This window comes from Aliarcobacter lanthieri, from assembly GCF_013201625.1.
Lineage (GTDB): Bacteria > Campylobacterota > Campylobacteria > Campylobacterales > Arcobacteraceae > Aliarcobacter > Aliarcobacter lanthieri.
Genome location: NZ_CP053839.1, coordinates 1,250,879 through 1,264,443 on the forward strand (window position 1 = coordinate 1,250,879; position 13,565 = coordinate 1,264,443).

The 13,565-nt window shown below is 27.2% G+C and carries 15 protein-coding genes; 9 read left to right on the forward strand and 6 right to left on the reverse strand.

Translation table 11 applies throughout. The features are described from left to right. Nucleotides 1–163 precede the first annotated feature (163 nt). Complete coding sequence (ypfJ, locus tag ALANTH_RS06340; RefSeq protein ID WP_026807799.1) at nt 164–1,048, forward strand: KPN_02809 family neutral zinc metallopeptidase; 885 nt, start codon at nt 164–166, stop codon at nt 1,046–1,048. On the opposite strand, the gene ALANTH_RS06345 is transcribed toward ypfJ, so the two are convergent. Genes ALANTH_RS06345 through ALANTH_RS06355 form a run of 3 tightly spaced genes read right to left on the reverse strand, consistent with a single transcriptional unit; the run spans nt 1,045 to nt 3,361 of the window. Next, nucleotides 1,045–1,941, reverse strand: coding sequence for a DMT family transporter (locus ALANTH_RS06345; RefSeq protein WP_026807800.1), 897 nt, complete (start codon nt 1,939–1,941; stop codon nt 1,045–1,047). The two genes, ypfJ and ALANTH_RS06345, sit on opposite strands and share 4 nt — an antisense overlap. Next, nucleotides 1,941–3,161, reverse strand: coding sequence for a molybdopterin molybdotransferase MoeA (locus ALANTH_RS06350; RefSeq protein WP_026807801.1), 1,221 nt, complete (start codon nt 3,159–3,161; stop codon nt 1,941–1,943). The genes ALANTH_RS06345 and ALANTH_RS06350 overlap by 1 nt, the downstream gene beginning before the upstream one ends. A gap of 2 nt (nt 3,162–3,163) precedes the next feature. Beyond that, nucleotides 3,164–3,361: a hypothetical protein gene (locus ALANTH_RS06355; RefSeq protein ID WP_026804377.1), complete on the reverse strand. Its 198-nt coding sequence runs from the start codon at nt 3,359–3,361 to the stop codon at nt 3,164–3,166. Nucleotides 3,362–3,469: 108 nt separating this feature from the next. On the opposite strand from ALANTH_RS06355, the gene ALANTH_RS06360 reads away from it, so the two are divergent. After that, the gene (locus tag ALANTH_RS06360; RefSeq protein WP_026807802.1) at nt 3,470–4,252 is read left to right on the forward strand and encodes a tRNA 2-thiocytidine biosynthesis TtcA family protein; all 783 of its coding nucleotides are present in this window, start codon (nt 3,470–3,472) and stop codon (nt 4,250–4,252) included. Beyond that, entirely contained in the window at nt 4,249–4,743 is a 495-nt protein-coding gene (locus ALANTH_RS06365; RefSeq protein WP_026807803.1) for a 2-thiouracil desulfurase family protein, read from the forward strand. Before ALANTH_RS06360 ends, ALANTH_RS06365 begins: the two co-directional genes overlap by 4 nt. A gap of 19 nt (nt 4,744–4,762) precedes the next feature. On the opposite strand, the gene ALANTH_RS06370 is transcribed toward ALANTH_RS06365, so the two are convergent. Together ALANTH_RS06370 and ALANTH_RS06375 are read right to left on the reverse strand one after the other, a co-directional pair. Continuing rightward, nucleotides 4,763–5,002 (reverse strand): hypothetical protein, encoded by a 240-nt coding sequence (locus tag ALANTH_RS06370; protein WP_026804380.1) that lies wholly within the window; start codon nt 5,000–5,002, stop codon nt 4,763–4,765. Then, nucleotides 4,989–5,486, reverse strand: coding sequence for a putative metalloprotease CJM1_0395 family protein (locus ALANTH_RS06375; protein WP_026807804.1), 498 nt, complete (start codon nt 5,484–5,486; stop codon nt 4,989–4,991). Before ALANTH_RS06375 ends, ALANTH_RS06370 begins: the two co-directional genes overlap by 14 nt. Nucleotides 5,487–5,609: 123 nt before the next feature. On the opposite strand from ALANTH_RS06375, the gene ALANTH_RS06380 reads away from it, so the two are divergent. Both ALANTH_RS06380 and ALANTH_RS06385 read left to right on the forward strand, forming a co-directional pair. Then, nucleotides 5,610–6,167: a CDP-alcohol phosphatidyltransferase family protein gene (locus ALANTH_RS06380; protein WP_026804382.1), complete on the forward strand. Its 558-nt coding sequence runs from the start codon at nt 5,610–5,612 to the stop codon at nt 6,165–6,167. Then, nucleotides 6,167–7,075 carry a Ppx/GppA phosphatase family protein gene (locus ALANTH_RS06385; RefSeq protein ID WP_026807805.1) on the forward strand — a complete coding sequence of 303 codons (909 nt, stop codon included), beginning with the start codon at nt 6,167–6,169 and terminating at the stop codon, nt 7,073–7,075. Before ALANTH_RS06380 ends, ALANTH_RS06385 begins: the two co-directional genes overlap by 1 nt. Before the next feature lie 3 nt (nt 7,076–7,078). Here the strand turns inward: ALANTH_RS06385 and ALANTH_RS06390 are convergent, their stop codons facing one another. Then, on the reverse strand, nt 7,079–7,870 hold the full coding sequence (locus ALANTH_RS06390; RefSeq protein WP_026807806.1) for a hypothetical protein: 792 nt from the start codon (nt 7,868–7,870) through the stop codon (nt 7,079–7,081). 159 nt (nt 7,871–8,029) lie between these two features. On the opposite strand from ALANTH_RS06390, the gene ALANTH_RS06395 reads away from it, so the two are divergent. From ALANTH_RS06395 to ALANTH_RS06410, 4 genes are all read left to right on the forward strand, one after another. Then, nucleotides 8,030–9,727, forward strand: coding sequence for an acetolactate synthase large subunit (locus ALANTH_RS06395; protein WP_026807807.1), 1,698 nt, complete (start codon nt 8,030–8,032; stop codon nt 9,725–9,727). After that, nucleotides 9,727–10,224 carry an acetolactate synthase small subunit gene (gene ilvN / locus ALANTH_RS06400; protein ID WP_026804386.1) on the forward strand — a complete coding sequence of 166 codons (498 nt, stop codon included), beginning with the start codon at nt 9,727–9,729 and terminating at the stop codon, nt 10,222–10,224. Before ALANTH_RS06395 ends, ilvN begins: the two co-directional genes overlap by 1 nt. Before the next feature lie 37 nt (nt 10,225–10,261). Then, nucleotides 10,262–11,209 carry a UDP-3-O-(3-hydroxymyristoyl)glucosamine N-acyltransferase gene (lpxD, locus tag ALANTH_RS06405; RefSeq protein ID WP_026807808.1) on the forward strand — a complete coding sequence of 316 codons (948 nt, stop codon included), beginning with the start codon at nt 10,262–10,264 and terminating at the stop codon, nt 11,207–11,209. A gap of 204 nt (nt 11,210–11,413) precedes the next feature. Next, nucleotides 11,414–13,438 carry a DNA translocase FtsK gene (locus ALANTH_RS06410; protein ID WP_371317627.1) on the forward strand — a complete coding sequence of 675 codons (2,025 nt, stop codon included), beginning with the start codon at nt 11,414–11,416 and terminating at the stop codon, nt 13,436–13,438. Nucleotides 13,439–13,565 lie beyond the last annotated feature (127 nt).

Below are 13,565 nucleotides of genomic sequence, written 5' to 3' on the forward strand. Positions count from 1 at the left end.
GAGTGCAGATGGAAACTAAAATGAAATGGTAATATTATATTTAGAAAATATATCCATTCCTAAGCTAGAGCTTGGGGAACGAATTAAACATCTAATTCTTTTATTTCAGCAATATTAATTTAAAGATAATATATAATAATTTTTTTAAATATTAAGGATATAGATGAAATGGGAAGATAATAGAAGAAGTTCAAATGTAGAAGATAGAAGAGGCGAAACTCAAAATTTTGGAAGCCGTACTAGTGGCTCTTCTATGGTAGCTTTATTACCTTTGATAAAGGCACTTTTGGGTACAAAAATAGGAAGAATTATCTTAATTGTTAGTGTTGTCGCATATTTTATTTTTGGGATAAATCCTTTAGCTTTACTTGATGGAGGAACTCAAAGTAATCAAACAAATAAAGTAGTAAATCAAGCACAAGATGATAAAAGTGCTATGTTTGTTAGTGCTATTTTAGCCCAAACTGAAGATATTTGGGCAAATATTTTTAAAGAGAATGGATTGAGATATCAAGAGCCAAAACTTGTACTTTTTAGAGGTGGAGTTAAAAGTGCTTGTGGATTTGCATCTTCACAAGTTGGACCATTTTACTGTTCTGTTGATAGAAAAGTTTATCTTGATTTATCTTTTTTTGATGAATTAGCAAAAAAATATAAAGCACCTGGTGATTTTGCACAAGCTTATGTAATCGCCCATGAAATAGGGCATCATATACAAAACCTTTTAGGAACTTTAAACAAAGTCCAACAAGCAAAAAGTAGCCTTTCAGCTACAAAACAAAATGCTCTTCAAGTTCAAGTAGAACTACAAGCTGATTGTTATTCTGGTGTTTGGGCTTATCATTCACAAGCTATATTTAACTCTTTAGAAGATGGTGATTTAGAAGATGCTTTAAATGCCGCAAATGCAATAGGTGATGATACTTTACAAAAACAAGCACAAGGTTATGTTGTACCAGATTCTTTTACTCATGGAACTTCAAAACAAAGAATGGAAGCTTTTAAAAAAGGATTTAAAAATGGAGATTTAGAAACTTGTAGTTTCTAAACTCTTTTTTTGAATATTTTTGGAAATTTAAGATTATTTAAAATATATATAGAAATCATCGCAAAAATTACTCCAATTATAGTATTTACTCCAACTTCTTCTCCTAAAAAAATAGCACCTAAAAATATAGCACTTATTGGAACTAAAAATACAAAACTAGAAACTTCTTTTGCTCCAAGTTTTGTAGCACCTATAAAATATATAGAAGTTCCAAATGTTGTGCTTAAGATTGTAATAACAAAGACATTAAACCAAAATTTAAAATCATAATTTATTACTGTTTGGAAAATAGAATTATCAATATATAAAAGATACATAATAAAAGTTGAGATTACATAAGTATAAAAAGTAAATACAAAAGCATTTATTTTTGTAGCTTTTGCTGTAATTATCGTGATAATTGCCCATAAAAATGAGATAGTTACAAAGTAAATATTGTCTTTTGAAAATATCTCTTGAGGTTGAAAATTCCAAACATTTAACATGTTTAAAACTCCAAAAGCACCTAAAATTAGAGCAAAAGAGTGTTTTAATGAAATTGTTTTTTTAGAAAGTATTGCTACTAAAATATATGTTGCTATTGGTATTAAAGTAGGAACTAATGCTCCTCCAAAACTACCAGTTCCATGTTCCACTCCAAAAAACATAAAAACAGAATATAAAACTAATAAAATAGAAGCAATGACTACTAAAATAAAAGTTTTTAAATCCAATTTATATGGCATTTTTAAAAAATATACAATGGGAATCATAGAAATAAAACAAATTCCCATTCGTAAAAATACCATTTCATAAGCATTTATATAAGTAGTTAAGACTTTAGTACTTATCCATGAAGCACCCCAAAATATCATAGCTAATATGATTAAAATATAAAAAATATTTTTGTTCATTACTTAATATTGTTTAATAACAATATATCTACAAAATCACCAGATTTTATATCTTCACTATTTTCATCTTGTATTAAAAGTGCAGGATTACCCAACATATTTGTTAAAATAGCACTCGTCCCTTGTTTTTTACCAACAAAATCAATAATATATTCACCATTGATATACTCAACATTACATGCGGTAAAAATAGTTTTATTTTGAGTTCGTTTAAAGTCTTGATTTATTTTAGCTTTAAAAATAGGCAAATTTTCATTTGATCTTCTAAATCTATAAATCAAAGGTAAAACATACAAAATAGCTGTAATAGTAGAAGAATAAGCAAATCCAGGTAATGCAATTATAATTTTTTCATCTTTTAAAGCTACAAGTATATGCATACCAGGTTTTATAGTAACTCCATGAAATAAAACTTTTGCTTTTAATTTGTCTTTTATAACATCTTGTACAAAATCATAATCTCCAACTGAAACTCCACCAGTTGTTACTAAAATATCAGCTTTTTGAAGAGCAGAATTAAAAAAATTAGTAATTGTTTCTATATTATCTTCAACTGGACCCATTTGTAAAACATCTGCTCCATTGCTTTTAAATAAAGCTTCTAATGTTAAATGATTTGAACTTCTTATTTGTGAGTCATTTGTTTTTTCTACACCTAAATCCAAAATCTCACTTCCTGTACTAGCAACTGCTATTAAAGGATTTACTATAATATCTATTTGTGGAATATTTAGTGAAGCTAAAACACCAACTTCACTAAATCCAATGATTGTTCCTTTTTTTATTAAAACTTCATCTTTTTTGTAATTTTCACCTATATTTCTTACAGCAAAACCTTTATCAACTGGTTTTGTGATTTTTATTTTATTATTTACAACTTCAACATTTTCAATCGGAACTAAAGTATCACTTTCTTTTGGCATAAGTGAACCAGTAAAAGTTTTTATACAAGTACCATTTTCAACACTTTTTTCTACAACAAATCCAGCTGGATTTTTATCAATTATTTCTAAAAAATCACTATTTATATCTTCAAACTTTATAGCATATCCATCCATGCCTGAAGTTGGAAATTCTGGGCTATTATGGTCTGCAATTATATCTTTTGCTAAAACTTTTCCTATAGCATCAGATATAAACACTCTTTTTGTGATAGCTTTTGGAAGTTCTATATTATTTAAAATTTCTAAAGATTTTTTATAACTTATAAAATCTCTCATAACTATTTACCTAATCTATTATATTTTAAAATTATTATTTGTTCAAAAAGCATATTTCCAAAGCCTTCTGGTAAAGTATCATTTGATTTTTCTACTTCTTCAATAATTTTTCTTATTTCTTCATCATTTAAATATATTGCAATCGGTAAAATCGTTTCTTTTATTTTATCAATAAATATTAATTCTTCTTCATTTGTCATAATTACTCTTTAAAATAGGCTAATAAACTGGAATTATATATTTTTTATCTAAAATAGTTTATTAAAACTTTGTTGGATATAATCCCAAAAAAATAATTAGGAATAAAATTGATAGAATTAAGTAAAAAAATATCTACAACTATTGGAAGAACAAATGCAGAATATGGTTTGATAAAAGATGGCGATAGAATTTTAGTTGGATTTAGTGGAGGGAAAGACTCTCTTACTCTAATTCATGCATTAAATAGAATAAAAAAAGTAGCACCATATAAATTTGATTTTAAAGCAGTAACAGTAACTTATGGAATGGGTGAACAAATCGAGTTTTTAAGTAATCACTGTAAAGAGCATGGAATAGATCATGAGATTATAAATACTCAAATTTTTGATTTAGCTGGAGAAAAAATAAGAAAAAACTCTTCTTTTTGTTCATTTTTTTCAAGAATGAGAAGAGGGTATTTATATACTACTGCATTAGAGCAAGGTTATAATAAAGTAGCATTAGGACACCATTTAGATGATGCAATGGAATCATTTTTTATGAATTTATTTTATAATGGAACAATGAGAACTATGCCACCAATTTATAAAGCTGAAAATGGACTAGAAGTTATAAGACCTTTGATTTTTTGTAGAGAAAGACAATTAAGAGCATTTGCAAATTCAAATGAGATAAGAGTTATTGGAGATGAAGCTTGTCCAGGACTAAGATTTGATGTAAAAATGCCTCATGCAAGAGCTACAACAAAAGAACTTCTAGCAAAACTTGAAGAACAAAATCCAGAAATATTTGTATCTATGAAAAGTGCATTTAAAAATATTCAACTTCCAACATTTTTTTATAAAGATTTAAAAGCTTTAAAACTAGATATTGAAGAAGATAATATATGAAAATTCTAGTATCTTCTTGTCTTTTAGGAGAAGATGTAAGATATAATGGAGCAAATTCTAGTATTGCTCTAAACCCTAAATTCAAATTCTCTTATAAAGAACTTTTTATGGATATTATGTGTGAAAATGAAATTTACTCTATTTGTCCTGAAGTTGCTGGAGGATTATCAATTCCACGAAATAAAGCAGAGATAAAAAGTCATAATAAACCATTTATAGTTATTGATGAATTTAGCAATGATATAACTATAAACTTTCTTTTGGGTGCAAAGAAGGCATTGGATATCTGTAAAGAGAATAATATAAAAGTTGCACTTTTAAAATCAAAATCTCCTTCTTGTGGAAATAGTAAAGTTTATGATGGAAATTTTAATGGTAATTTAATAGATGAAAAAGGACTAACAGCAAGATTACTAGAAGAAAATGGTATAAAAGTATTTAATGAATCTGAATTAGATAATCTAAAAAAATTTATAAAAAATAGAGCATAATTTAAGCTCTATTTTTATTTTAAGCTTTAATATCTAAAAGCCTTTCCATTGCAACTTCTTGAATTTCAATACTTTTTGCATTTGCACTATACGCTATAATCGCTGGTATTTGTTCTACCATTTCACTTGCTATATCAGAAGCTGCAGCAGAAAAATCACTATCAGCAACAGTATTAGCAACCTGCGCAATATTAGAAGCCTGTTCTTGTATTTGTAAACCAGCACCTAACATAGCACCAAGATTATTATCTATTCTCATTTTCTATTCCTTCTTGTAAACTCTGTAAAAGTAATTTATTTAAATTAGATCTTTGAGCAATTGAACTATCAGCTTGACTCAAGCCTTCTGGTGCAGCAGCTGCTTTTTTAAGTTCATCTAGCTTTTGTATAGCAGCTGATTCATCTTTTGGTATTGAAGTATCTAATCTAACACTTCCTCCAATAGCATATAACTTTCCATCTGGTCCAACTTGATAATCATAATTTACTGGTGTAGTTGTTGTAGCTAAGCTAGCATGTAATTGTTCATGAGCTTTTACTTCACTATCTCTATTTTGAAATCTATTTAAAACTCTTTGATAATCTCTTTCATCATAATTTTTATCTAAATTATTTATGTCATTATTACTATTTTGTATAGATTTTTCAAATTCTTTCTTATCTATACTAGATAATTGACTATTTTTTAAAGCAAGTTGTGAATATATTAGTGAAGTACTCAAATAATCATTTTGTATATCCATACTTACCTCCATTATATAAACTTTTTTATTATATCAAAAAAAATAAAAAAGTAAGGTAAACTTAAAATTGAGAAACTTTATAGTAGAATTGCTAAGATTTTTTAAAATAGAAAAAGGAAAACGATGAGTTTTTTATTCAATAAATATAGTCATTTTAATTTAGCAAATATTGTAACTTTCTTTAATATTGCCTGTGGAGTTTTTGCAATATATTTTCTAACACATAATGATTTTTTTGCAGCAGCACTATTTGCCTGGCTTGCTGGAGGTTTTGATATATTTGATGGTAAAATAGCAAGAAAATACAATTTATCATCTCAATTTGGTATTCAACTTGATTCTTATGCAGACTTTTTATCTTTTGTTATTGTTCCAGCAATGTTTATATATTTTGCTGTTATTGATACAAAAGAAGAATTTTTAAATATGGCTTTTGTATCAGCTGCATTTATTTACTATGTTATATCAGGACTACGAAGACTAATTCAATTTAATATCAATGCAGATGAAGGAGAGGTTGAAAAGTATTTTACAGGAATACCAACTCCTTTAGGAGCTATACTTCTCTGGGTTGTTTATCTTATTTTCTTAATAGGTTATATCAATGAATATTTTGTATTATCTATGATGGTAGTAATTGGATATTTATTAAATTCTAAAATAAAAATCAAGCATTTATAATGAAAGAAATCATAACAATAGATTTGGGTTCTAACTCTTTTAGAGTTTTAAAATATGATGGAAAAAATCATAGAATCTTAGATGAATATCATCAAGTTGTAGGGCTTGCTGATGGTCTAATATCAACTGGATTTATATCAAAAGAAGCTCAAGAAAGAGTAGTAGAAGCATTAAAAACTGCTTCACAAAAATTGAATTTTAATATAAAAGATGCCATTTGTGTTACAACAGCAGCTATGAGAAAAGCAAAAAACTCTCAAGAAGTTTTAGAGTATTTAAAAAAACAAACTGGTGTAAAATTTAATATAATTGACTCAAATGAAGAAGCAAGACTTACTTTGTTAGCTGTAAAATATGCACTAAAAAGAGAAAAAATAGAATCAAAGAATTTTATGCTTTTAGATATTGGTGGTGGTTCAACAGAGTTAGTAATAAATCAAGATGAAAAGTTTTTTAGTAAAAGTTTTGATTTTGGAATAGTTACTATGACTCAAAAAAATATAAAAACTAGTTCTTTACAAGATGACTTAAATAGTAGGAAAAAAGAGATAAAAGATTTTATATCAAAAATAAATTTTAGTTTAAAAAATTTTATTTTTGTAGCAACAGCTGGAACTCCTACAACTTTAGCAGCAGTAAAGCTTGGAATTGATTATTTTAATTATGATAGAAATTTAGTAAATGGAACAAAAATATATTATGAAGATTTAGAAAATAGCTTAAATATATTAAAAAATAAATCTTTAGAAGAAGTTACAAAACTTGTAGGAAAAGGTAGAGTAGAGTTTATGGAAGTTGGAACTTATATCTATAAAACATTTTTTGAAGTTTTAGATAAAAAGGAATCAATAGTTTTTGATGATGGATTAAGAGAAGGTGTTGCTATAGATTTTGCAATAAAAATGTAAGCTTCAAGAAAGAAGTCTTACACTTTGTTCTTGTACTATATTTGCTTGAGCAGCAGCTAGATAGCCTGCATTTGCTTGAATATTTGTTTTTGTAAAGTCACTAGACTCTCTTCCAAAATTTATAGTTTGATTAAAAATTTGTTCATTTATTTGATTTTTAGCATCACTTTGAAGTTGTTTTGAGAAATCAACAAATTGGTTCGATAATTCTTCTAATTTTTTTGATGTATTAGAAACTGTATCTAATGCATTTTGTATATTTTGTGGATTATTTAAATTATTATTATTCACTACATCAAATATTTGATTTGTAAAATTAGCAACATTTGGTTTATCGATAGAATAAACTGCATTACTTGAACTAACTTCTATTGTTTCTTGATTGTCACTATATCTATTTGCAATTAAAGTTTCATTTTGATATTTTGTATCAAATGCTTTTTGATTAAATGCTCTTAAATCTTGATTAATAGATTGCTTTAATTCATTTTTATCATCAATATTTTGACTATTTTCAAGTTTATTTTCAATATTCTTCAAAAAGTCTTGAAGATTATCCATAGAAGATTTTGCTATTTGAGATTTTGCTATTCCATCATTTAAAGACTGAATATCTTGCGAAAATTCACTTTTTAGAATCGAACTTCTACTAACATTTAAATTTGCTGATGAATCACTACTAAAATCTTCTGCACTATATTTTAATTGAGTTTTATTTAATACTGTATTTGAACTACTATTTAAATGATTTAAGTTTTGTATATTATTAGTACTATTTATAGCATTTATATCCATATTGTTCTCCTAAAAATAGCTATTTTGAATTATTATATCATAAAAAAATTAATATTACTAAATTTTGCTTAAATTTTTAAATTTAATTATACATCAAAAGGTAATTTAATTGAAAATTGAGTAGAATAAATACTTATTTTTAGAAAATGGAGAATTATTATGAAAATGACTGGCGCAAAAATGGTTATAGAATCATTACATCAAGAAGGGGTTGAAGTAGTATTTGGATACCCTGGAGGCGCTATAATGAACGTCTATGATGAAATTTATAAACAAAACTATTTTCAACATATTTTAAATAGACATGAACAAGCTTCAATAATTGCAGCTGAAGGTTATGCAAGAGCTACTGGAAAAGTAGGAGTTGCAATAGTTACAAGTGGACCTGGATTTACAAATGCAATTACAGGAATTGCTGATGCTTATATGGATTCAACACCCCTTGTAATTATTTCTGGACAAGTTCCAACTACTATTATTGGAACAGATGGTTTTCAAGAAATAGATGCAGTTGGAATTTCAAGACCATGTACAAAGCATAATTATTTAGTAAATAAAATTGAAGATTTACCAAGAATTTTAAAAGAGGCATTTCATCTAGCAAATACTGGAAGACCAGGACCTGTTCACGTTGATATACCAAAAGATATTACAGCTCAAGTTGGAGATTTCGTATACCCTGAAGAGGTAAATATGCCAACTTATAAGCCAACAATTAATTATAATAAAAGACAATTAAAAAAGGCTATGGAAGCTATAAGCAATGCTAAAAAACCACTTTTATATATTGGTGGTGGAGCAATTTTATCAAACTGTTCTTATGAAATAAGAGATTTAGCAAAAAAACTAAATATTCCAGCAGTTGAAACACTTATGGCAAGAGGAGTTATGGGAGATGAAAATCCACTTTTCTTTGGAATGTTAGGTATGCATGGAGAGTATGCAGCAAATATGGCGGCTTATGAAACTGATTTATTAATATCTTTAGGTGCTAGATTTGACGATAGAGTTACAGGAAGACTTGATGAATTTGCTTCAAAAGCAAAAGTTATACATATAGACATAGACCCAACAAGTATAGCAAAACTTGTAGTTCCTGATTATCCAATAGTTGGAGATTTGAAATTAACTGTTAAAGCAATGCTTGAAGATATAGAAAACTATGAATTCAATGATTATACGAATTGGGTTGATTTATTAAAAGATTATAGAGAAAAAGAGCCGCTAAGATATATTGATAGTGATGAAGTTATAAAACCTCAATGGCCAATTCAAAGAGTTGGAAAAATATTAGGAGATAATGCAATTATTTCAACAGATGTTGGTCAACATCAAATGTGGACTGCACAATTTTTCCCATTTTCTTATCCAAGACAATGGATAACAAGTGGTGGATTAGGAACGATGGGATTTGGACTTCCAGCTGCTTTAGGAGTTGCAAGAGCAGTAAAAGATACAAACAGAGTTGTTATAAACTTTACTGGAGATGGTTCTATATTGATGAATATTCAAGAACTTATGACTTGTGTTGAATATGATTTACCAGTTATAAATATTGTTTTAAATAACAACTATTTAGGTATGGTTAGACAATGGCAAACACTATTTTATGAAAATAGGTTAGCCGAAACTGATTTAACAGCTCAACCAAACTTTAAAATGCTTATTGAAGCTTTTGGTGGAATAGGGTATAGAGTAAATACAAAAGATGAATTTGATAAAGCTTTAAAAGATGCAATTGAGAAAAGAAAACCAGCAATGATTGAAGTAATTGTTGCAAGATTAGAAGAGGTATTACCAATGGTTCCAAATGGACATTCTTTAAATGAGATGACTTTATTAAAAGGAGATAAATAATGAGTAATTTCAACCATTATTATGATACACAAACAACTAGACAAGTTATCTCTATAATTGTTTTAAATGAACACAATGCTTTATCAAGAATTGTAGGATTATTCTCTGCTCGTGGATTTAATATTGACTCTTTAACAGTTGCTCCAATGGAAGATAGTCCATATTCAAGAATGACAATAGTTACAACTGGAGATAAAAGAGTAATAGATCAAATTGTAAAGCAGTTAAATAAATTAATTCCTGTTTTAAAAGTAAATGAACATAAAAATGTTATTGAAAAAGATACAGTTTTAATGAAATTTTCAATAGATAATGAACTTTCAGATATTGATGTAATTGCAAGAGCATATCATGGAAGTATTCAAAATGTTACAGATGAAGCTATAATAGTTTCAGCAACAGATTCTAGTGATAGAATCATGAATTTTATAAAAGTTATGCAAAAGTTTAATCCACTAGAAGTTGTAAGAAGTGGTATTGTAGCAATGGAAAGATAAGAGTTTTCTCTTATCTTTCATAATTCAAGGATAGTAAATGACTTTAAAAGAGATTTCACAATTTTTAGGAATAGATTGTCAAAGTGACAAAGAAATAAAAAGTTTAAATAGTTTAAATGATGCAACTGAATATGAACTTACATTTTTAGAAAATAAGAAATATATAAATGATCTAAAAAATACAAAAGCTGGAGCTATATTAGTAAATAGTGAGCACTCAAAAGAAGTTCCACAAAATTGTATTGCTTTAATTTGTGAAGAACCATATTTAGCTTTGGCAAAAGTTAGTAAACTTTTTGCTCCAAAACTTATTGAAATAGATGGAGAAAATTCTAAAATTGGAGAAAATACACAAATAATGCCTAATGTTTACTTAGGTAAAAATAGTAATATTGGCGACAATTGTACTATTATGTCTGGAAGTTTTATAGGGGATAATGTAAAAATAGGAAACAATACTATTATATATCCAAATGTAACTATTTATAGAGATTGTATTATTGGCAATGATTGTATTGTCCATGCAGGAACAGTTATTGGAAGTGATGGCTTTGGTTTTGCAAATACAAAAGATGGTAAATATATCAAAATATATCAAAATGGAAATGTTATTATTGGTTCTGATGTTGAAATTGGTGCAAATTGCACAATAGATAGAGCTGTTTTCAAGTCTACAACTATTGATGATGGAGTTAGAATAGATAATCTTGTTCATATAGCACATAATTGTAAGATTGGAAAAGGTTGTATTTTAGTTACTCAAGTTGGATTATCTGGTTCTACAACACTTCATCATTATGTAGTTATGGGTGGACAAAGTGCTACTTCTGGACATCTTGAGATTGCACCTTTTACAACTATTGCTGCACGTGGTGGAGTTACAAAAAGTATTACTGAACCTAAAAAAGCTTGGGCTGGGTTTCCTTTATTTGAGCATAAACAATGGCTTAGATTACAAGGTAAAATATCAAATTTATTAAAATAATTTTATAAAAAGGTCGTTATCATCGCAAAGAAAATAATATCACTAATCATACTATTTACACTTTTATATTTTCAATTTTCAACATTTGCAATATCAAAAGATGTTGTAGGAGATGTTGGATTTTCATTTGCAAATTTTTCAAATAGATATTTTTCATATTTATCATATTTTTATCTACTTTTATTTACATATCCTCTATATTTGATAAATTTTAAAGAAAAATTAGATAAAAAAGATTTAATTCTAAATATTGTAGTTATATTTTTACTATTCCTTATTTTACTTATTTTTCAAGCTTTAGTTATTGAGAATCCTTATGATAGAGGTGAAGTAGGAAATATTTTAGTAGATACTTTGGCACCAATTATAGGAAGAATTGGACTTTATTTATTTGTTCTTTTTGGATTTGTAATCTCAGTATTAATACTTTTTGAAACATCAGATTATGATATTGAAGATTTAAAAAAATTAAAAAATAAAATAAAACTAAGAAATAGTATTAAAGTAAATAAACAATCACAAACAAATCAAGTAAAAGTATCTAGAAAACCTATATCAAAAGAACAAATTATTCAAGAACAAAAAAGATTAGAATTTATTCAATCTCAACAAAATAATCAATCTATTAATAATATTATAGAAGAGGATATTTTAGAGGCTTCTATTATAGAAAAATCATCTACTGAAAATGAAGATTTAGTTGAACAAATAGAAGAAAAAGAACAAATTAGTTCAAGTATTATTGTTGAAGAGTTAGAAGAAAATAAAAAGCTTTTAGAAACTTTGGAATTAGGGAAAACTGAAAAACCAAAAAATTTCCAACTACCTCCAACTTCATTTTTTCAAAATCCTCCAAAAGAGAATAGATCAAAAGTAAATGAAGCTTTAATTGATCAGAAAATAGCAGATTTACTTGATAAACTTGCTATGTTTAAAATTGATGGTGATGTAGTAAGAACTTATACTGGACCTGTTGTAACAACTTTTGAGTTTAAACCAGCACCAAATGTAAAAGTTTCAAAAATTTTAAGTCTTCAAGATGACTTAGCAATGGCATTAAAAGCTCAAACTATAAGAATACAAGCTCCAATTCCAGGGAAAGATGTAGTTGGAATAGAAGTACCAAATGAAGATACACAAACAATTTATTTAAAAGAGATGTTAGAAAGTGAGATTTTCCAAAACTCAAAATCTCCACTAACTATGATTTTAGGAAAAGATATTGTTGGAAAACCTTTTGTAACTGATTTGAAGAAATTACCACATTTATTAATAGCTGGAACAACAGGAAGTGGAAAATCAGTTGGAATTAATTCTATGATTCTCTCTTTATTATATAAAAATTCACCAGATAACTTAAGACTTGTTATGATTGATCCTAAAATGCTTGAGTTTTCTATGTATAACGATATTCCTCATCTTTTAACACCAGTTATTACAAAAGCAGTGGATGCTATAAATGCTTTAGCAAATATGGTAGGTGAGATGGAAAGAAGATATACTTTAATGTCAAAAACAAAGACAAAAAACATTGAAAACTACAATGACAAAGCACAAAAAGAAGGCTATGAAACTATGCCTTATATTGTTGTTGTTATTGATGAATTAGCTGATTTGATGATGACAAGTGGAAAAGATGTAGAGTATTCTATTGCTAGACTTGCTCAAATGGCAAGAGCAAGTGGAATTCACTTAATAGTTGCGACACAAAGACCATCAGTAGATGTTGTAACAGGACTCATAAAAGCAAATCTACCAAGTAGATTATCTTATAAAGTAGGTCAAAAAATAGATTCTAAAATTATTTTAGACTCAATGGGAGCAGAATCCCTTTTAGGAAGAGGGGATATGTTATTTACACCTCCAGGAACTCCTGGATTGGTAAGAATTCATGCTCCTTGGAGTACAGAAACTGAGATAGAACAAGTCGTAGAATTTTTAAAAGCACAAAGAGAAGTTGAATATGATATGAATTTTATAAAAGATAAATCTATTTCTAATTTATCAAATTCTTCAAATAGTAATGGGAATGGTGATTTATCAAATTTAGATGAACTTTATCAAGATGCAAAAGATGTAGTATTAGCAGATAGAAAGACATCAATCTCTTATATACAAAGAAGACTTAGAATTGGTTATAATAGAGCTGCAACAATAGTAGAACAACTTGAAAATACTGGTGTTTTATCACAAGCTGATACAAAAGGAAATAGAGAAATTTTAGTATAAATTTCTCTATTATTTAAATAATTAAAATTTTTTTAAATTGTGACGCTAATTGTGACAACTTTTTGTTATAGTTTGTAACAAGGAAACAAGATATAATAAATAAGAGCTTTTAGGGGATTAAAAATTT

What these genes read in the sequence shown, in the direction of transcription:
- ALANTH_RS06365 (WP_026807803.1), top strand. Translation starts at nt 4,249, where the DNA reads ATGAAAATTCTAGTATCTTCTTGTCTTTTAGGAGAAGATGTAAGATAT.
- ALANTH_RS06345 (WP_026807800.1), bottom strand. Translation starts at nt 1,941, where the DNA reads ATGAACAAAAATATTTTTTATATTTTAATCATATTAGCTATGATATTT.
- ALANTH_RS06380 (WP_026804382.1), top strand. Translation starts at nt 5,610, where the DNA reads ATGAGTTTTTTATTCAATAAATATAGTCATTTTAATTTAGCAAATATT.
- ALANTH_RS06375 (WP_026807804.1), bottom strand. Translation starts at nt 5,486, where the DNA reads ATGGATATACAAAATGATTATTTGAGTACTTCACTAATATATTCACAA.
- ALANTH_RS06350 (WP_026807801.1), bottom strand. Translation starts at nt 3,161, where the DNA reads ATGAGAGATTTTATAAGTTATAAAAAATCTTTAGAAATTTTAAATAAT.
- ilvN (WP_026804386.1), top strand. Translation starts at nt 9,727, where the DNA reads ATGAGTAATTTCAACCATTATTATGATACACAAACAACTAGACAAGTT.
- ALANTH_RS06370 (WP_026804380.1), bottom strand. Translation starts at nt 5,002, where the DNA reads ATGAGAATAGATAATAATCTTGGTGCTATGTTAGGTGCTGGTTTACAA.
- lpxD (WP_026807808.1), top strand. Translation starts at nt 10,262, where the DNA reads ATGACTTTAAAAGAGATTTCACAATTTTTAGGAATAGATTGTCAAAGT.
- ALANTH_RS06390 (WP_026807806.1), bottom strand. Translation starts at nt 7,870, where the DNA reads ATGGATATAAATGCTATAAATAGTACTAATAATATACAAAACTTAAAT.
- ALANTH_RS06395 (WP_026807807.1), top strand. Translation starts at nt 8,030, where the DNA reads ATGAAAATGACTGGCGCAAAAATGGTTATAGAATCATTACATCAAGAA.
- ypfJ (WP_026807799.1), top strand. Translation starts at nt 164, where the DNA reads ATGAAATGGGAAGATAATAGAAGAAGTTCAAATGTAGAAGATAGAAGA.
- ALANTH_RS06385 (WP_026807805.1), top strand. Translation starts at nt 6,167, where the DNA reads ATGAAAGAAATCATAACAATAGATTTGGGTTCTAACTCTTTTAGAGTT.
- ALANTH_RS06355 (WP_026804377.1), bottom strand. Translation starts at nt 3,361, where the DNA reads ATGACAAATGAAGAAGAATTAATATTTATTGATAAAATAAAAGAAACG.